Source organism: Methylophilus sp. DMC16 (genome assembly GCF_056314045.1).
This window is the reverse complement of record NZ_JBQUZC010000001.1, coordinates 126528-144123: the sequence shown is the minus strand read 5'-3', so window position 1 is coordinate 144123 and position 17596 is coordinate 126528. Positions and strand designations below refer to the sequence as shown.

23 protein-coding genes are annotated in these 17596 nt (G+C 50.3%); 8 read left to right on the top strand and 15 right to left on the bottom strand.

The window, feature by feature from the left end:
• Positions 1-77: 77 nt before the first annotated feature.
• Complete coding sequence (locus ACT53D_RS00695; protein WP_476154014.1) at positions 78-974, bottom strand: LysR family transcriptional regulator; 897 nt, start codon at positions 972-974, stop codon at positions 78-80.
• A 118-nt stretch (positions 975-1092) separates the two neighbouring features.
• Between ACT53D_RS00695 and ACT53D_RS00690 the strand changes: the two genes are divergently transcribed.
• Complete coding sequence (locus tag ACT53D_RS00690; RefSeq protein WP_476154012.1) at positions 1093-2079, top strand: MBL fold metallo-hydrolase; 987 nt, start codon at positions 1093-1095, stop codon at positions 2077-2079.
• Positions 2080-2139: 60 nt separating this feature from the next.
• Here the strand turns inward: ACT53D_RS00690 and ACT53D_RS00685 are convergent, their stop codons facing one another.
• The 6 genes from ACT53D_RS00685 to pqqA (ACT53D_RS00660) form a co-directional block, all read right to left on the bottom strand.
• Positions 2140-2289, bottom strand: a complete 150-nt coding sequence (locus ACT53D_RS00685) for an SDR family oxidoreductase (RefSeq protein WP_476155556.1) — start codon at positions 2287-2289, stop codon at positions 2140-2142.
• Between the two features lie 23 nt (positions 2290-2312).
• The gene (locus ACT53D_RS00680; RefSeq protein ID WP_476154010.1) at positions 2313-3323 is read right to left on the bottom strand and encodes a hypothetical protein; all 1011 of its coding nucleotides are present in this window, start codon (positions 3321-3323) and stop codon (positions 2313-2315) included.
• Positions 3324-3594: 271 nt separating this feature from the next.
• Positions 3595-3666: a pyrroloquinoline quinone precursor peptide PqqA gene (gene pqqA, locus ACT53D_RS00675; RefSeq protein WP_081624291.1), complete on the bottom strand. Its 72-nt coding sequence runs from the start codon at positions 3664-3666 to the stop codon at positions 3595-3597.
• Between the two features lie 130 nt (positions 3667-3796).
• The gene (locus ACT53D_RS00670; protein WP_313986724.1) at positions 3797-4150 is read right to left on the bottom strand and encodes an HVO_A0114 family putative DNA-binding protein; all 354 of its coding nucleotides are present in this window, start codon (positions 4148-4150) and stop codon (positions 3797-3799) included.
• The gene (locus ACT53D_RS00665; protein WP_275356113.1) at positions 4147-4506 is read right to left on the bottom strand and encodes a toxin-antitoxin system TumE family protein; all 360 of its coding nucleotides are present in this window, start codon (positions 4504-4506) and stop codon (positions 4147-4149) included. The genes ACT53D_RS00670 and ACT53D_RS00665 overlap by 4 nt, the downstream gene beginning before the upstream one ends.
• A gap of 156 nt (positions 4507-4662) precedes the next feature.
• Positions 4663-4734, bottom strand: a complete 72-nt coding sequence (pqqA, locus tag ACT53D_RS00660) for a pyrroloquinoline quinone precursor peptide PqqA (protein WP_081624291.1) — start codon at positions 4732-4734, stop codon at positions 4663-4665.
• A 257-nt stretch (positions 4735-4991) separates the two neighbouring features.
• Here pqqA (ACT53D_RS00660) and ACT53D_RS00655 point away from each other — a divergent pair, with 257 nt between their 5' ends.
• Positions 4992-7127: a TonB-dependent receptor gene (locus ACT53D_RS00655; protein ID WP_476154008.1), complete on the top strand. Its 2136-nt coding sequence runs from the start codon at positions 4992-4994 to the stop codon at positions 7125-7127.
• A gap of 66 nt (positions 7128-7193) precedes the next feature.
• Here the strand turns inward: ACT53D_RS00655 and pqqA (ACT53D_RS00650) are convergent, their stop codons facing one another.
• Together pqqA (ACT53D_RS00650) and ACT53D_RS00645 are read right to left on the bottom strand one after the other, a co-directional pair.
• Positions 7194-7265 (bottom strand): pyrroloquinoline quinone precursor peptide PqqA, encoded by a 72-nt coding sequence (pqqA, locus tag ACT53D_RS00650; protein WP_081624291.1) that lies wholly within the window; start codon positions 7263-7265, stop codon positions 7194-7196.
• A gap of 121 nt (positions 7266-7386) precedes the next feature.
• The gene (locus ACT53D_RS00645; protein WP_476154006.1) at positions 7387-8181 is read right to left on the bottom strand and encodes an alpha/beta fold hydrolase; all 795 of its coding nucleotides are present in this window, start codon (positions 8179-8181) and stop codon (positions 7387-7389) included.
• Between the two features lie 161 nt (positions 8182-8342).
• Here ACT53D_RS00645 and ACT53D_RS00640 point away from each other — a divergent pair, with 161 nt between their 5' ends.
• A complete protein-coding gene (locus tag ACT53D_RS00640) occupies positions 8343-8651 on the top strand; it encodes a BON domain-containing protein (protein WP_194748498.1) in 309 nt (102 codons plus the stop codon).
• 159 nt (positions 8652-8810) lie between these two features.
• Here the strand turns inward: ACT53D_RS00640 and ACT53D_RS00635 are convergent, their stop codons facing one another.
• Together ACT53D_RS00635 and ACT53D_RS00630 are read right to left on the bottom strand one after the other, a co-directional pair.
• Positions 8811-9113, bottom strand: a complete 303-nt coding sequence (locus tag ACT53D_RS00635) for a hypothetical protein (RefSeq protein ID WP_313986739.1) — start codon at positions 9111-9113, stop codon at positions 8811-8813.
• Between the two features lie 116 nt (positions 9114-9229).
• Entirely contained in the window at positions 9230-9760 is a 531-nt protein-coding gene (locus ACT53D_RS00630) for a c-type cytochrome (RefSeq protein WP_476155554.1), read from the bottom strand.
• A 501-nt stretch (positions 9761-10261) separates the two neighbouring features.
• Here ACT53D_RS00630 and ACT53D_RS00625 point away from each other — a divergent pair.
• From ACT53D_RS00625 to ACT53D_RS00615, 3 genes are all read left to right on the top strand, one after another.
• On the top strand, positions 10262-11539 hold the full coding sequence (locus tag ACT53D_RS00625) for a class I SAM-dependent methyltransferase (RefSeq protein ID WP_476154004.1): 1278 nt from the start codon (positions 10262-10264) through the stop codon (positions 11537-11539).
• A gap of 74 nt (positions 11540-11613) precedes the next feature.
• Entirely contained in the window at positions 11614-13026 is a 1413-nt protein-coding gene (locus tag ACT53D_RS00620; RefSeq protein WP_476154002.1) for a PQQ-dependent sugar dehydrogenase, read from the top strand.
• Positions 13027-13118: 92 nt separating this feature from the next.
• Positions 13119-13826 carry a LuxR C-terminal-related transcriptional regulator gene (locus tag ACT53D_RS00615; RefSeq protein ID WP_476154000.1) on the top strand — a complete coding sequence of 236 codons (708 nt, stop codon included), beginning with the start codon at positions 13119-13121 and terminating at the stop codon, positions 13824-13826.
• On the opposite strand, the gene ACT53D_RS00610 is transcribed toward ACT53D_RS00615, so the two are convergent.
• Positions 13813-14418 carry a Yip1 family protein gene (locus ACT53D_RS00610; protein WP_476153998.1) on the bottom strand — a complete coding sequence of 202 codons (606 nt, stop codon included), beginning with the start codon at positions 14416-14418 and terminating at the stop codon, positions 13813-13815. The two genes, ACT53D_RS00615 and ACT53D_RS00610, sit on opposite strands and share 14 nt — an antisense overlap.
• Positions 14419-14700: 282 nt before the next feature.
• Between ACT53D_RS00610 and ACT53D_RS00605 the strand changes: the two genes are divergently transcribed.
• Complete coding sequence (locus ACT53D_RS00605; protein ID WP_476153996.1) at positions 14701-15168, top strand: PA2169 family four-helix-bundle protein; 468 nt, start codon at positions 14701-14703, stop codon at positions 15166-15168.
• A 201-nt stretch (positions 15169-15369) separates the two neighbouring features.
• Here ACT53D_RS00605 and ACT53D_RS00600 read toward each other — a convergent pair whose 3' ends face one another.
• Complete coding sequence (locus ACT53D_RS00600) at positions 15370-15606, bottom strand: DUF2171 domain-containing protein (protein WP_194748505.1); 237 nt, start codon at positions 15604-15606, stop codon at positions 15370-15372.
• Between the two features lie 297 nt (positions 15607-15903).
• Here ACT53D_RS00600 and ACT53D_RS00595 point away from each other — a divergent pair, with 297 nt between their 5' ends.
• Positions 15904-16107 (top strand): hypothetical protein, encoded by a 204-nt coding sequence (locus ACT53D_RS00595; RefSeq protein WP_194748506.1) that lies wholly within the window; start codon positions 15904-15906, stop codon positions 16105-16107.
• 117 nt (positions 16108-16224) lie between these two features.
• Here ACT53D_RS00595 and pqqA (ACT53D_RS00590) read toward each other — a convergent pair whose 3' ends face one another.
• Both pqqA (ACT53D_RS00590) and nhaA read right to left on the bottom strand, forming a co-directional pair.
• Entirely contained in the window at positions 16225-16296 is a 72-nt protein-coding gene (gene pqqA / locus ACT53D_RS00590; RefSeq protein WP_081624291.1) for a pyrroloquinoline quinone precursor peptide PqqA, read from the bottom strand.
• Between the two features lie 138 nt (positions 16297-16434).
• A complete protein-coding gene (nhaA, locus tag ACT53D_RS00585) occupies positions 16435-17592 on the bottom strand; it encodes a Na+/H+ antiporter NhaA (protein ID WP_476153994.1) in 1158 nt (385 codons plus the stop codon).
• Positions 17593-17596 lie beyond the last annotated feature (4 nt).

The window sequence follows — 17596 nt, the reverse complement described above, 5'->3', positions numbered from 1 at the left end:
TTGTTGTTGACATTCACCTAACCGCTATCACCGCCTTTTACAAGTTTATCTCCTCTACGGTTATCCAAATACTTCAACTACACACTCACAAACTGCTGCCTTAACCAAATCATCGCCTCATCCTCTTGAGACTTTACATGCCATGCCATACCTAGCTCGAAGGGCGGAATTGCAAATGGCAGTTCAATCAAATCCAACATGTCTTGATATTTTTCGAGTAGCTGCTTAGGTAAGGTGGCAACACAATCGCTCTTGGTGAGCACCAAGGAAATCTGGTTATAACTGGGCACTGAGGCGACAATGTTCCGGGTTTGCGACTGCTCGGATAACAAGTGATCAATTGAGCTGGATAAGTCACCCTTTGCAGAGACGATGACATGGGACAACTGGCAATATTCATTGAGTGTCGGTTTTTTTGTGCCTCTCGCATGCCCTTTTTTCTGCGCCATGATAAAGCTGTCTTTCATTAAATACCTGACTTTGAGGCTGTCTGGCATTTTGTTGATGTCACCTATGTATAAATCAATGTTGCCTTTCTCCAAGTCTTCTTTCACATTGACGCCAAACACTGACACGAATGAAATTTGCAGCCCTGGATTATGAAAGGAAAGGACCTTTTTTAGGACTGGCAGGCCGAGAATCGTGAACACACTATCGTTGGTTGCAATGGTGAATTTGCGGCGGGAGGTGAGCGGATCAAAACTGGATTTGAAATTGACGGCAAATTTAAGCTCGTTAATGGACGCCCGTAATTTATGCTGAAGGTTTAAAGCCCGCTCAGTGAGCACCATACCGCGCCCTACTTCAGCGGGGACAAGCAATGGATCCTCAAATAACACCCGCAGCCTGGCCAATTGCGTAGAGAGCGCTGGCTGGCTGATATTCAGTCTCTGCGCCGCCTTGGTGACATTTTTTTCTTCCAGCAGGATATCCAGCGAAATCAATAACGGCAGGTCGGCTCTTTTTATATCCATAATATTTATACATCCAATACAAATATTCAATTTTAAATAATCATAAATTATACGTATTCTGATGGCAATTTAAATGAACCGGAGAATATGGATGAGCAATGTGCAAGGCAGAAAAAGAATGGCACTCAAGAAGACAGTGTTAGCCATTGGCTTATTGTTACAGTGCCTGGCTTATGCCAACACTTCTGTTGCCGGGGCTGAATTACCAACGGCTTCAGTGACTAAATACCATGCTGAAACTGGTTACTACACCTTCAAATTGGGTACGTATGAAATCACGGTAATTTCAGATGGCACGGTGCCGCAAGACTTACATGTATTGCTAAAAGGCGCATCCCAAAAAACGGTCGATGGTTTGTTGAGCCAGGTGCATTTACATAATCCTGTTGAGGCATCGATCAATGTGTTTTTAATCAACACAGGCAAGAACTTAATCCTGGTGGATACAGGTGCAGGCGATTTTTTTGGCAAGGGGTTTGGCGGCAAGTTTAGTGAGCGTTTAAACAAGTTGGGCGTGAAGCCGGAAGATATTTCTGACATATTGATTACCCATATCCATACCGATCATACGGGCGGCCTGGTGCATGAGGGCAAAGCGGTTTTCCCCAATGCGAATATCTATGTGGGTAAAGCCGATATAGATTTTTTTCTGGATGCTAAAAATCAAAACGGGGTGAATGGCTATGACAAAGCCTATTTTCAGCAGGCGCAGACTGCGATGCAGCCGTATGTAGCTCTGGACCACGTAAAACCGCTTAGCGGCGAACAAAAGATCCTTGCTGATTTTACTGCTTACCCGACACCCGGCCATACACCAGGGCATTACTACTACCGGCTGGAAAGCCAGGGCCAGTCGATTACATTCATCGGCGATTCGGTGCATGTGGAAGCGGTGCAGTTTCCTCACCCTGACATCACCATTACTTACGATGTTGACCAAGCCAGTGGCGCAAAACAGCGGCAGACCCAATTCAATCGATTAGCTAAAAGCCGTGCCATGATTGCGGCACCGCATTTGCCCTATCCAGGGATAGGCTACATTAATACGCAAAAAGAAGGGTTTGCATTTATTCGTGCCGAATACCATGATAGACAGGGGCTGTGATTAAACATATTTAGACTGTGAAAGGCCCTCTAAACAGAGGGCCTTTAGTTCTGGTCAAACTTAAATCTGCGCCTGGCTACCATCCACAAAGAACTCAATGCCATTAATGAAACTGGCATCTGGTGATAATAAAAATGCCACGGCTTTCGTCACTTCATCTGGGTCACCCACTCGGCCCATAGTTACTTGAGCACCTAAATAATCGAGCAGGCCTTGTTTGGGCAGGTCAAATCCTATTTACCATTCCCTTGTATTTTTTTATCAATCACTTGATGAGTTTCTTCATCTTCTAACCATACTGATGACGCGCCTGCGCCCAACTCACCTTTTACAATATATTTTTTACCCTTTTCAGGCGTGAATGTGATTTCTCCCTTCACCTGATACACCTTGCCAAATAGCTCCTGGATAGGCGCACCATATTGTGTTTTTGCAGCCAGAGTTAACTTCACCGGTTTATTAGCCGGCACTTGTCTGTCAATTAAATATGGGTTGAGGCGAAAGCCTTTTCCGCGATTTAATTCAACAGAACGCTGCAAACTGTTTTTGACATATTTCCCATCGATGCTTTCAACATAAAAAAAGTCAGACTTTTCTGCATCATAGGCTTGATATGAGTCTTTAATCGTGACTTTAGAAAAGTCGGTTTCTAATGGTAGTAACTGACCTGCTGTGATGTGGAGCTTACCTGCTGGCGCTAATGGCAATACATATTCAGTACCATTCTCAGAGTACACATAGATATTCTCGGAATGTGTTGGTGCCGCGTACACGACCAGATAGGCTGCGTTTGCTTGCAATGGCAGGTCAGCGTAGTAAGTCATGCCCGTAAAGAAATTCGAATCACTTTCAATACGGTAGTTTTCGATCTTCCCTATCTGTTGTTTATCTTTATCCAAAACCAATAAATTTGGTACCAGAATTGAAGCTGACGGCAAATAACTGGCGCTTAGGTAAGTTTTAACTGTGACCAGCCTGGGCTGACCTGTTTCTGTTAATTCAAAAGCAGCATAGTAGCCTTTGCCATGTGGAAACTGGAATGTCGGTGTTTTGTCACCAAACAAAATAGATTGCTCTACACCCGTTTTCAACGGCGTATAGGCCATATCATTAATGCTTGAAGCTTGAGGTGCTTTGGATTGCGATAATTGTTGATGCATTTGATCTACAGATGCACAACCGGTCAGTATAGAGGCTGCAAGTACAACGATAAAATAGTTAAATTGGGAGATGAGGCCAGACATTATTGTTATCCTTATTATTAAATTTGTTATCAAATCACTAAGTGATCTAACGATTTTTATCACCAAAGAATACAACTAGTTTAACGTACAATCAATCGTGCTCTCTCTGTTTGAGGGGCTACTGCTTTGGCTTACCACCTGGTGGTGAACTCTGTTATCGATCTTAAAATCATGATGGAGAACTCTCATGTCTTATAGTAAAACAGGCACCTCCTTCAAACAAAAAACCCGACACTTGGTCGGGTTTTTGTCATTTTAGCCTCAGCTAAAATTATTTGTTCATGACGTACATGGTTACTTCAAAGCCAAAACGCATTTCGGTAGCTGCTGGTTTAGTCCACATGGTGTTTCTCCTGAGTTTGTTGGGGGGTAATCTGTACAACGCGTGAACAGTATGCGCTGCGTTTTGATGTTTGTTCAGGGCTGTTTTACTTGAAACTGGCTCATGATTTTCACCAGCGCAGGGTAAGATTTCAGGCAGCTAATATTTGAAATTCTGTCGCTTTTACAACAGGTTTTACCTGACGGTTTTCGCGTAACATTTCCACCAGTCCATAACGGGACATGGTTTTTAAAGTGCGCGATAAATTACTTTGTTTTCGGCCCGTAATGATGGCGAGCTCGGTAATGGATGCGGGCTGTGAATCTTGGATGACTCTCAATAATGCACGGTTCTCGTCACTCAATACTTCAGCCAGCGACTTCATGGATGAAAACCAGATTTTGGGTTCATCTGCGGCGGGTTGGTATTCACCACGCGCTATCGCCAGCATGCGCTCACGAAACTGCACTTCAGACATGATACCAATGGTGATTCGATGATTCATTTCAGTTCCTTTAACAGGCGCTCAACTTCTGCAAAAAAATCAGTGAGCAATTGCCCGGCATCTTTGAATGCATAGGGCACACCTTGATCAGTGGCGTGTCTGTGCTGATGGTCATAAGGCAGGCGTTGCCCCGCATATTTAAACTTTTTGGGCGGTTTGACGGCATGACTATTGTCATAACCCATGAGCCGCTTTCCGTGCTTATCATGCAATGTGAGTGAATAGCGGATGCCGTGGGGAATGGCATCAGATACACGCACTTGCCATACTTCAAACTTGAGCCAGTATCCCCCTTCTAAGACATAGAGGGTGTCATGCATTTCCAGCAATGTATTTAATGTATGATCGTCTTGCATTTATATATCATCAGATGATAAATGTAAAGTTACCGAACGGTCACTCCCTAATGTTTCAGGCAAATCAGCCATACAAAATTAACATAAGTTATCAAATTAGAATACAAAAAAGCCCGACAGCGAGTCGGGCTTTTGTCATTTTAGCCTCAGCTAAAATTATTTGTTCATTACGTACATAGTCACTTCAAAGCCAAAACGCATTTCAGTCGCTGCTGGTTTAGTCCACATGGTAGATCTCCTAGATAAAGTTAACAATCAATCAAACGTTTAGCCAGTATGCCTGCCCGCCAGCCTTTTGTTGAGCGCGCTTTTACGCGAATGCAACTCATGATTTTCACCAGCCTGATGTTAACAGAAGCAAATTCTTTGCTGCATCCTTCAAATTATTAATGAAAATCGTTATCATTACCATTAACAGAAGTTGAGCCTAGACTCAACCGCACGCCTCTCTGCCTGGCAGAGCCTTTTATCCAATGGGAGTTTTCATGTATTACCACTCATCGACGTTACGGCCGATTGCGCTGGCTTTGCTTTTGGCCAGTGCAACCCAGGCGACATATGCGCAAGCAGCCGACGCTGCAAAAAATGATACCGAGTCTGACACTTTGCCCGAGGTCACGGTCAAGGAAAAGAAAAGCAGCCTCACGGACTATCAACCGCTGGTGAATAGCACGGCGACCAAGATTGCTGCACCGCTGCGGGATATTCCGCAAACTGTCGATGTGGTCCCTGCGCAAATCATTCAGGACCAGGCCGCGCACTCGTTACAGGATGTATTGAAGAACGTGCCTGGCGTCTCGCTGAATCTGGGTGACGGCCAGCGTGATCAGTTTGTGATTCGTGGCTTTGATGCGATGGGCGACATGTATATTGATGGCATGCGTGATGACGCGCTGTATTACCGTGACCTGGCGAATATTGAGCGCGTGGAAGTGCTCAAGGGGCCAGCCGCGGTATTGTATGGGCGTGGCTCTTCTGGCGGCTTGATTAACCGTATCACAAAAAAACCTGGCGAGACCATCCGCACCATTAAACTCAACGGCGGCTCTTACAAACAGCGCCGCGGCGAGTTTGATGTCGGCGACAAACTGGGGGATTCAGCGGCCTTCAGGATCAACGGCGCCGTTGAGGATTCTGGCAGTTTTAGAAGCCAGGGCTTTCTGGAACGGCAAAACCTCGCCCCTTCCTTGCACTTGCAACTGGGTGAAGATACCAGCTTGTTGTTGCAGGTTGAAAAACTGCATGACAGGCGCATTACTGATGCAGGCATCCCTGCCTACCAGGGCAAACCGTTAAAGGTGAGTCCTAGCGCTTACTATGGCTCCCGCAATGCGCGAGATGATGATTATTCAGACGCAGATGTGCTTTCTGGGCGTGCACTGTTCACGCATAAGGTGAATGATAATTTCACTGTCCGCAATATGTTTGGCGCATACAACTATGAACTGGATCGTAACAATACGCAGGTCTCAGCGGTGAATGAAGCCCTCAAAACGGCTACGCTACTCCATAATCAGGTATACCGTCAGGACGATGGCTGGTCTAATCAGCTGGAATTGTTACAGAAAGCTGAATTAGCTGGCATGCAGCATCAATTACTGTATGGGCTTGAGGTGAGCGAACAGAAAAAAATACAAAAACGCTGGGGCTGGAGCAACCCGACGGTGTCCGTCTCGCTGTTTGACCCTGTTCTTCCAAGTCTGTCGCAATTTGGTGTGCGCAGCAACAATCCCTTTATGAATAATCAAACCACGCTGCAGGTTGCTGGCCTTTATATTCAAGACATGATTACATTGTCTGAGCATTGGAAAGCATTGGTCGGCACTCGTCATGACAAGTTTGTGCAAAAAGTGGAAGATCGGCTGTCGAATGTTGATCCAGAACGGACTGACCATACCTGGAGCCCACGTGCAGGGCTGGTCTACCAGCCCAATGGCTGGCAGTCGTACTACGTTTCACTGAGCCGCTCCTACCAGCCTTCTGGTGAAACACTGAATTTTTCGCGAGATCAGAGCCAAATGGCACCAGAAGAGACCAATAACATTGAGGTCGGCACTAAAACTGACTTTTTCAATGGCAAGCTCTCCACGACGGCTTCGATTTTCCACCTGGAGCGCGAAAACATTAAAGGCGTTAACCCGGTGACGAATGTGTTGATAGGCGTAGGCAAACAGTTGACCGAAGGCCTGGAGCTTACGATGTCAGGTGAGATTGCACCTAAATGGCAAATATTCGCGGGCTATGCATATCTGGATGCGCGCATTACCGAATCTGTCGCGGTACAAAACGGCGTACCACTGCAAGGGAACCGCGCAGCGCTGACCCCAAAAAACAGTGCAAACTTGTGGCTGATGTATCAGTTAAACGAAGGCTGGAACTTGGGCGGAGGCTTAAATTATGTGGGCAATCGCTATGCGTCTAACGACAACCTGGTGGCGCTAGGCAGCTATATGACAGCAGATGCAGCCGCCATCTATCGCAGCAAGCGTTATGATTTGGCCCTTAACTTGAAAAATATCACGGATAAAGCGTATTACGCTTCTGGTCATGGATTCGTCAACTATCTGAACGCGCCTGGCGCGCCGCGCCGCGCAGAAGTCACACTCACCATGCATTTCTAATGCCTGTGCCCCAAATAAAAAGCCCGACAGCGAGTCGGGCTTTTGTCATTTTAGCCTCAGCTAAAATTATTTGTTCATTACGTACATAGTCACTTCAAAGCCAAAACGCATTTCAGTCGCTGCTGGTTTAGTCCACATGGTAGATCTCCCAAAAAGTTAACACTCAAACGTGTGGCTAGTATGAGCGCCTGCTTGAAAATTGTTGAGCGCAGTTTTACCTGAATCAGACTCATGATTTTCACCAGTAGAGACTAAAGCATTATTCCGCCAGAAACGCTTCTACTGTTTGCATAAATAATTGCGGCTGTTCTGCATGCACCCAATGATCGGTGGGCAGGCTGACAAAGCTGGCTTGAGTAAAGTGCTGGCTAATTGTGTGCATGTCTTGCGCATTGACATAATCACTCCGCTCCCCGCGAATAAACAGACTAGGCATCGTCAGGCCAGTGGCCACTGGCGGCAAAAGTGCTGACTGCAGTTGCCCATAATTGGCTTTGAGGGCCGCGAGATTGAGCCGCCACTGCAAGCGATCATCCACCTTATGCAGATTGGTGAGCAAGAACTGGCGCACCATCAGGTTGGGGATAGCGGGAGCGAGCGCTTTATCTACGTCACTGCGAGAGGCACACTGGTGCAAGTCTACCGCCAGCATGGCGTCTATGAGCGGCGTGTGCACGTCGGCATAAGCGTGCATGGCCATATCCACCACAATCAGCTTGCTCACGCGTTGCGGCCATTGCATGGCAAACTGCATGGCCACCTTGCCGCCCAGTGAATGGCCCAGTACATGCACTTTTGCCAGGTTCAAATGCTCACACACCGCCAGCACATCCGCTGCCATTTCTGCATAGGTTTGCGAGTCATGGTGAGATGAGCGGCCATGGTTACGCAAATCGACACTGATCACCGAGCGCTTCTGGGCGAAATATCTGGCAATACTGCCCCAATTGTCGGCGGAGCCAAACAAACCATGGAGCAATAACAAAGGCGTGCCTGAGTGTTCATTGGACGCGTTCAAGACTTGATGATGTAGCAACGGAACAGTGGTGGTCATGGTAAAAAAGATTTCAACGGTGAGTGAAGCGCTAAAGCGCTATCTTATCGTACTTACAAACGTCGTCAGTCAACTCCTACGGCAGGATCAGAATCTGGTGTATGGCTGGCCCTGCGCGTTTTTTGAATAATGAGAGCTCGATGATTTTGAAAGGACTGCACATGAAAACGACATTGAAATCCATTTTGCTGGTAAGTGCTTTATTGTTGCCGATGGCAAGTTTTGCCGCGGATGGCGACTCCATTGGTACCAAGGTAGAAGACACCGTGATCACGGCCAAAGTAAAGGCGGCCTTGGCCAAGGACAAAGCCGTGAGTGCCACCGATATCAAAGTTGAAACCGACAGCAATGGCTTGGTGCAATTATCTGGCGTGGCTAAAACTAAGGCCGAAGCAGATAAAGCAGTGCAATTGGCTAAAAATGTCAAAGGTGTGACTGCTGTGAAAGACGATATTGTGGTCGCACAATAAGTCCCCACGCTACGATCTTCTCTCCGTTGCCCCTGTGCCAGCCATGGCTAGGGGCATTTTTTTATGCCGCGCAACCCATGGATGAAGATAGGTTCGGGGCCGCACGGGTCTGTTGCTACCGACACTCAGTATGCAGCAAGGGGCTTAAGCTCGTGATCGTTACTTGACGTCGGTGCCACCCTGTTTCGGATCCTGCTGAAAGCGTTTGCTTTTTTCCATATTGCCAGGCTTGGAAGACTGGGCATTTTGCGGCTGGCTGGCGGTGTCTTTGGTGTTGGGCGGCAGATTATTATTATCTTGCTGCGGCTCCAGATAGTTACCGTTTTTGGTGGTATCCGGCACCTGGTTTTTTTGTTTTTGCGCCGGAGGCACGGCATCGGGAGAGACATGATCCGCAGCCAGGCTGGGCACACTGCTAGCCACCAACAGGGCTGCGATCAAAAAAGAAAGGGGATTGTTCATAGGGGCATCCTTATCAAAGAAGAAGAAAACCTGTCTGGTCAGACAGGCATGCTTCTATGCTAAGGATGCACGGGCAGGCTGTATGTCAGCCTAGCGACCTCAAATTTGTAGGATTATCACGAAGCGGCGTCTTCATTGCCGGTCAGTTGGCCGTGGCTACGGATCCAGGCAATGACTTTGAGTAACTCATCCGGGGTGATGCCGTTATTCGGGTCTGAAGGGTCCATCAAGCCTTTGCCTTTGGCCCCCATGCCGCCATTGGTGCCATGCCACACGGTTTCAAACATGCCTTTATTGGTGGCGTCTTTGGCATAGTTATAGTTGGGGCCGGTGAGCGCAGGGCCCACTTGCCCACCAGCTTCCGGGCCATGGCATTGGGTGCAAGAATATAGTTGGAAGATTTTTTTACCTGCTGCAATCGCATCTTCTTTACCGACATAAGGGTTCTTACCTGTCGCTAAAAATTCTTTGGCGGCTGGCGTATCAAACAATTCGGGCTTGATTTCTAATGGCGAGCCATCCTGGGTGGTGACAAACTTGATCGTTTCAGTGCTTGCAGCCGCCTCGGTTTTAGCAGAGGGATCGCCGGAAGCCGTGGTTTGCTTGTCGCAGGCAGCCAGGCCGGTGACTAACACCAGCAAGGCCATAGCACGCAATGTTGCATTCGGGCTTGCTTGAGGCAAGGTAGCCATTGGACGATTTTCCAGGCCAGTTTTTAATCTCATGATGGTCTCCTCAATGGTAAGGGTGATTGGAAAAATGAATGTGTAAACGATTATGGAGAAAAGCGAAACCAGTGCCCATGTCACAACGGCGCAATTTATTGTAGGAGTTGTCGGACAGGGAAACGGGCAACATTCATGGGTGTCACGGTCTTGAGACAAGCATGACGGGACGAGGCATTCCGCCCGCAAAAGACACCCCGCCTACACTGTCAGACAGGTCTGACATGACAATCAGTCATGTGCCTATATTGGCTGCTTGGGCGCTTTTCTTACACTTCAGGCCTGAAGACACATTCAAACCACCTGCTTTTTTACTGCGGCGGCGACGTGAAAGTTCATCGACATCTTCATTTGACGCAACGCAGCAGTCAAAGCGGGGCTTTATTTTTTGACGGAAACACGGACAACTGTGAGGAGTCACCCATGTACAACCGCCCTATTAATGTGCTGCCTCTGGAGGCACGCCCACTGGATGCCCTGACGCTGGAGCAGTTTTGGCATTGGCATCAGACCAGGCAACAAGAAGAACAACAGGCCTTGACCCAGGCCCAATTACTGCTGAATCAGCTATTTGAAGACTATACAGATGCGTTTGCCCTGCGTTTATGGAATGACCAGTTGATATATGTGGGCGAGCAATCACCGGCATTTACGCTGTCACTGTCTGCAGAACTGGTACGTGATCCTCACTTGTTGACCACACCCGTCCCCTGGATGACTGCGTATATAGACGGTCACATCCAGGTCGTGGGCGACTTTCACGCCGCACTGCAATGCCTGGAATACTTCCAGTCTCTGCCTATCCCCTTGGCCACCACACTCGCGCGTGCATTACGTGCGCTGGCACCAATACCACCTAGCCACGGCGCTGTACCAAAGTCTGGTCTGTTGCCGCTCAACTACAATGCGCCGGCTGAGTTTTATCGCCATTGGCTGGATGAACGTATGCTGCATTCCTGCGCCTATTTTTGTGGCCAAACGCGTGAGCTCGGGCAGGCGCAACAAAACCAGCTGGAACTGATTTGCCTGAAGCTGCGTTTGCAACACGGTGACCATTTGCTCGACCTCAGTGGCGGCTGGGGCGGACTGGCCTGCTGGGCCGCCAAGCATTACGGGGTCTTTGTGCATGCTTATATCCAGAACCCTGCCCAATATGCCTATGCCAGCCAGCTGATCCAAAGCGAACAACTCACCCATCTGGTGACACTGATCCCTGGCGACTATCGCGCTGTGGCGGCACAAGGCCAGTACGACAAAGCCGTGTGTATCGGGGTCGCCGAACACGTAGGTGAACCGCATTTGCCTGCGTTCTTGAATACAGTCCATGCCGCGCTGACACCGGGCGGCTTGTTTTTGAGCCATGGCATGACCAACGAGCGCGCAGCCTGGCAGCCTGAGGACCCCGCCCATACGCTAGTGAATCAGCAGTTGTTCCCGCAAGGCAAGTTGGCCACCTTTCCACAGCTACTGCAGTGTATGGATGCCGCCCAGTTTGAGGTATTTAACATTGAGGGGCTGCGCCAGCATTTTGTTCAGACCCTGCGCCACTGGCTGAGTGGACTGACGTCGCAACACCAGGACATCACCCGCACCCTGGGCGAACGCAGTTACCGTGCCTGGCGACTGTATCTGACCGCCAGCCTGATCCAGTTTGAACAGGGACTCACCGGCATTCACCAGATTGTGGCGACCCGGCGCTAGCTGCCATCTGGCAGGCCATGCCATGAAAACCAGTCTGGCAAAGACCAGAAACAGATGATAGAGAGGAGTACACGATGCACACCGCCACAGACCGTCCGCCCCGTTTTCAACTGTCCCTGATCAGCGGTTGCCTGCTGGGACTGAGTGCCTGTTCGCCACCGGCCCAACTGCCTGAGTCGGCCAGCTACGGGCCAGCACCAGACCTGTCCTCCTATCATGCCAGCTGGCTTCCCACCGTCCATGTGGCAAAAGCGGTTGGCTGGCCGCAAGGTGAAAAACCAGCCTCTGCGCCAGGCACCCATGTGGTCGCGTTTGCCAGCGACCTGCATCACCCGCGCTGGCTGTATGAGTTGCCTAATGGCGATATTCTGGTGGCAGAAACCAATCACCCGCCTAACAAAGAAGGGTTCAGCCTCAAAAGCTGGATTGCCAGCCTGTTTATGAAAGACGGCGGCGCAGGGGCTGAGAGCATGAACCGCATCATGCTGCTGCGCGACAATGACGGCGATGGCGTGGCAGAAGAACGACATGTCTTTATCAAAGACCTGCATTCGCCGTTTGGCATGGCCCTGATTGGGGACACCTTTTATGTGGCCAACGCTGATGCCTTGATCAAATTCCCTTATCAGCCAGGCCAGACTGAAATTACCGCCGCCCCCACCAAAGTCACCGACCTGCCCGCAGAACGCAATCATCATTGGACCAAAAATATTTTGCCCGCGCCAGATGGCAGCAAACTCTATGTTAGCGTCGGCTCCAACAGCAATGTCGGTGAAAACGGCATGGACGAAGAAAAAGAGCGGGCGGCTATTTGGGAGGTCGATGCAGTCTCTGGCCAGCATCACATCTATGCTTCCGGCTTGCGCAATCCGAATGGCATGGTCTGGGAACCGCATACAGGCGACTTGTGGGTCGTGGTCAATGAGCGAGACGAACTCGGCAGTGACCTGGTACCGGATTACATGACCTCGGTCAAACAGAATGGCTTTTATGGCTGGCCCTACAGCTACTACGGCCAACATGTAGATGAGCGGGTACAACCGCCCCGCCCAGATCTGGTTGCCACAGCGATCCCTCCTGATTATGCACTGGGCACACACACGGCTTCACTGGGCCTATTCCCGGCCAAAGGCAATCAGCTGCCCGAGCAATTTCAAAACGGCATGTTTGTCGGCCAGCACGGCTCCTGGAACCGTCAGCCTTACAACGGCTATAAAGTCATTTTTGTGCCGTTTGAAGCAGGCAAGCCCGCTGGGCAACCCATTGATGTACTGACCGAGTTTTTGAATGCAGACGGGCAGGCACGGGGGCGTCCCGTCGGTGTGATTGTTGATAAAAAAGGCCAGTTGCTGGTGGCAGATGATGTCGGCAATGTGATCTGGAATGTCAAAGGCAGCCATAAAACTGCCCGACATACCGACTCGAACGCCTCTGAGAATAAGAAAGCAACCAGCGGTGTGCATGCGACCGTAGCCGCACAAGATTAAAAATTAAAAACATTAAAAAATAACTGGAAGGCGTTTTAAGCCCCGGTATTCGCGTGCCGGTTTTGATCACACAGAAACGAGACGAGACCGCCATGAAAAAATTATTACTGATTTATGGTCATGCCCTGAGCCATCACGCATTACACACCCTGTTACAAAATGATCTGCGCCTGCAGCTGCTTTACGAAGTGCCCACGGTGCGCGAAGCGATTCGCCTGATCCATCAGCAACCGCTGGATGCGATTATTCTGGACATTTCGGCCCCCAACCAAAATGGTCTTGAAGTTTTGTGCGATCTCAAACATGCCGCACCGGGGCTGCCGATTCTGGTGATCAATGGCAGTGAGCGGCCTGACCGCATGATTCATTTTATCCGTCTGGGCTGTCATGGCTATCTGCCTTATACCACGCAAAGTTCGCAGGTGATTCCAGCCATCCGCAGCATTGCGCGCGGAAAATCCTGCCTGATGCCGCGCCACCACCAACTATTGACGGAGTCACAACCCATGCGGCATGAGCAGTTATCGTTGCGGGAGTTACAGGTCTTGTTCAAACTGATCAAAGGCCAACCGGTCAATGCCGTGGCAGACGAGCTTGCCATCGCGCCGGGCTCTGTCAGTGTCTTCCGCGCCAAAATCTTGCGCAAAATGGGGGTGACCAATAATGCGGCGTTGATCCGCTATGCGCTGACGCATGGCCTGATCCCGGCCCCGACCACGTTGAGCCGCCAAACCTGTCGGCACCCTGACCAGGGGAGGAAAATGATAGCCGCTGCCGACCGCTTGGCTACAGTTTTTTGACGGAAAATTGCAGTTGTTCAATGGTTTCCCACGAAATCAACGAGCCGATCAGAATCACGCCAAAGCCCAACCCTGCGGTGCAGATAATGGCCAAGGTGAGTGAGAACAGTGCCCCACGCTCACGGATGCCAAACACATAGCGCACACCGCGGTAGACCAGCGCAACGGCAATCAGCGCCGCCACCCCATGCACCAGCACATTAACGCTCAGGCTGGGGACCAGGTAAAACAGCGAAGTCAGCCACAGCGGGGTTGTCGCCAGCGTGATTAACAACAGCGCATCCCGGAAGCCAGGCTTCACACCCACCATCTGCGCCAGATGCTGTGTAATCCATGCCATCACCAGCACCAGCAGCAATTGCAGAAACAACAACTCGACGCTCACCATCAGCAAGCGGTTACCTGGTAATTGGTCAAAAAACAATTTGGGCACCTGATGATCCAGCCGCAAGTACATCGTGATACATGGGATCAAGGACAGTGGCAATATATAAAATATCAGCAACTGCGTGACACCAGGTTTTGGCATCGCGAGCACCTTGGGCTGCTCACTACGCGGTGTCACATAGTCGAATAAACGGATGAGATTCATCATCATCTCCTGTAAAGAACGATGCGCCATTATGCAAGCAGGACAGCCGCATCCATACCCGCAACAGGCTGATCTGACTGTCAGAATTTACGTTGGCCGACGGAAACATAAGCAGCCCCTTGGCGTGGCCAGGTGGGAGAAAGGGGCCTATCTGCCCAGATAAGCGTGCCTATAGATAGCCATTCTTACACCAGCTTGCGCATTCATCCGATGGGGGGCCAGGCTGTGCTGTCGCATACTCAGATCTTCTCACCATCAACAACCGCTTTTGGAGACTGAGACATGACAGACAGAGACGATTTCATTGCTACCCTGAACGATTTGATTGAGGTATCCCGCGATGGCGAAGAAGGGTTTCGCGCATCGGCTGAGAATGTAGATCATCCCCAACTCAAGGCTTTTTTCATGCGGCGCTCGCAAGAGGTGGCGGCCAGGGTACAAGAGTTGCAAGGGCTGGTGCGCTCGCAGGGGGGCGAACCCGCCGCCTCAACCAGCTTGGGCGGCGCGCTGCACAGACACTGGATAGATCTTAAAACAGCCCTCACCAGCAACAATACGCTGTCGGTGCTTAATGAAACCGAACGCGGCGAGGATGTGGCGCTGAAGGCTTACCAAGAAGCCGCTGAAATGGATTTGCCAACCCATATCCGTACTGTGGTTGTTCGTCAGCTCGAAGGCGCAAAACGCAATCATGACGAGGTGAAGAAATTGCGGGATGCCGCGCAGGCAGAGGCCGATGCGCATTCTTAAACCAGGCCAGAAAGTCACACCCTGCACTGGCGCACCCTGATAGCGAAGACCTGCTTACCGCAGGTCTTTGTTTTGGCTGTGCGCGCGGCTTAGAAGCGGATGTTTAGCGATGTTTCACGTCCAACACATTGAGCTCACGGGCAAATCCAGGCAAGCGCCGTCCACGTGTGCACATCGCCTAAGCCTTGATGCAGGGCAAACTCAGGATGATGCCTCAGTGGCCCAGTCTGTGGTCACCTGCGCCAGCGTCCGGTTAATTTTCACGATACCGCCCTCAGTCGAAATCACCCAGCTCACCGGGATAAAGTGATGCACGCCAGACGTGTCTTGTTTAAGTTTGATCAGGTCGTCGCTGACCATATGATCAACCACAGCGACATGCTCGGACTGGGCGGTGGTGACGGGCATATCGGGTTTAATTTCACGGGCATCTATCATGTCTGTCTCCTCTCAACGGTGATGGTTCATGCAGTGACCTTAAGCGGAGAGTGTGGCGGGCGAGGGTTCCCCTCACTATCAAAGCAAGACTGAGTTTGCTGTAAGAATTGTGAGCCCCGATAACGCTGGTCAGCAGGCATGGGTCAGAAAAACTCACAGCGAAAGTCACAGGTAAAATCACACGAGCGTCTGGCCGGGCAGCGCGATACTTTGCTGATATTCGTACTGACACGTTCTATGTGTCTCAACCGCATGCAGACGGCCTATGGTCTGTAGCATGTTAATCAAGGAGTGAGTATGGCCATTTTTTATATCAGCGCCTGGCAAGGCGCACCCGATGCCAGTGAGCGTGTCTGGGAAACCAATGTATTGGCGCTGAGTGTAGAAGAAGCCTACCGACTTGGCCGTAGCCGCCTGGCAGCAGAACAGCCTGACTGGGACTTGACGAAACTGACCCTTCTGGCTGAAGGCGATAGCGTCACAAAATCTATAGAGATTTAACCGCCGCGATAACGGTGGTATTGCGCGTTGCTTTTTAGCCTGACCACAACAAAACGTCGGCCCAAAACAAAACACCCGGTTAACACCGGGTGTTTTGCAATAAAACCTTGGTCAGAATTATTTGTTCATCACATACATGGTGACTTCAAAGCCAAAACGCATTTCAGTCGCTGCTGGTTTAGTCCACATAATAAATCTCCTTGAGTGATTAAGAGAGGCAATGGGCATCTCGTTAAGAATCACTATACGCCGCAGGGCAAGAAATCACTTGCGTAGCTGGCTTAAAAACCACTCATGATTTTACTGATAACTGCCTGCTACCAAAAATCAGCGCGGGCTGCGACCCAGCGTCCACTTCAGCCATCCCCAGCCAAGGAGTCCAGACAGCAGCGAACCGGTCAAAATCGCCATTTTTGAAAGATTGATCGCCTCGTCCATGCCAGCAAAAGCCAGGTTGGTAATAAAAATGGACATGGTAAAACCGATACCACCCAACATGCCAGCGCCCAGAATGTGCGCCCAGCGCAAAGGCGGATGTAACTTGCACAGCCCGAAAATCACTGAAAGCCACACTGCCAGCATAATGCCCACCGGCTTGCCCACAATCAAGCCAGCCATAATGCCCAGGCTGTTGCTATGCGTAAACACTGATTGCACACTGTCCGCTGCCAAATGAACACCGGTATTGGCAAAGGCAAAAACCGGCAGAATGAAGAACGCAACGGGCAAGTGCAAGGCATGTTCCAGCCGTTGCGAAAGCGAATCCTCGTCTTCGGCCAGCTGCTGAAAAGGAATGGCAAACGCCAGCGCAATCCCCGCCAGCGTCGCATGCACGCCTGATTTCAGGGTCAGCCACCACATAAAGGCCCCGCCGAGCAGGTATGGCAGCATAGACAGCACACGCAAGCGATTGAGCGCAAACAGCAAGGCAAGCACAGTGAGCGCGGCCAGGAGGTGCGGCAGCGAGATTGAGGCGGTGTAAAACACGGCGATCATGATGGCTGCGCCAAGATCGTCAATGACGGCAAAAGCGACTAAAAACACTTTTAACGGCGCCGGCACACGGTTGCCTAAAATGGAGAGCACACCCAGGGCAAATGCAATATCGGTGGCCATCGGGATACCCACGCCGGACTGGTAAGCCGTGCCATGATTCAACTGCCAAAAGATCAAGGCAGGGGCAATCATACCGCCCATGGCGGCAATCGTCGGTAACAGCGCGTTGTTGACGCTGGAAAGCTCGCCTACGTATAACTCGCGCTTGAGCTCCAAGCCAATTAGCAGGAAGAACACGGCCATCAAGCCATCATTCACCCACTCTTCCAGGCTGAGCCCCAAGCCGTGCAGATGCCAGAACGCATGATAGTGGCTGGCAAACACACTATTGGCGATCAGCAGTGCCAGCACGGTAGCCAGCATTAGCAAGACACTGCTGGCCTGCTCCGAGTCTAAAAAGCGTTGAAAGGTTTTGGTGATCAGTAACATAATT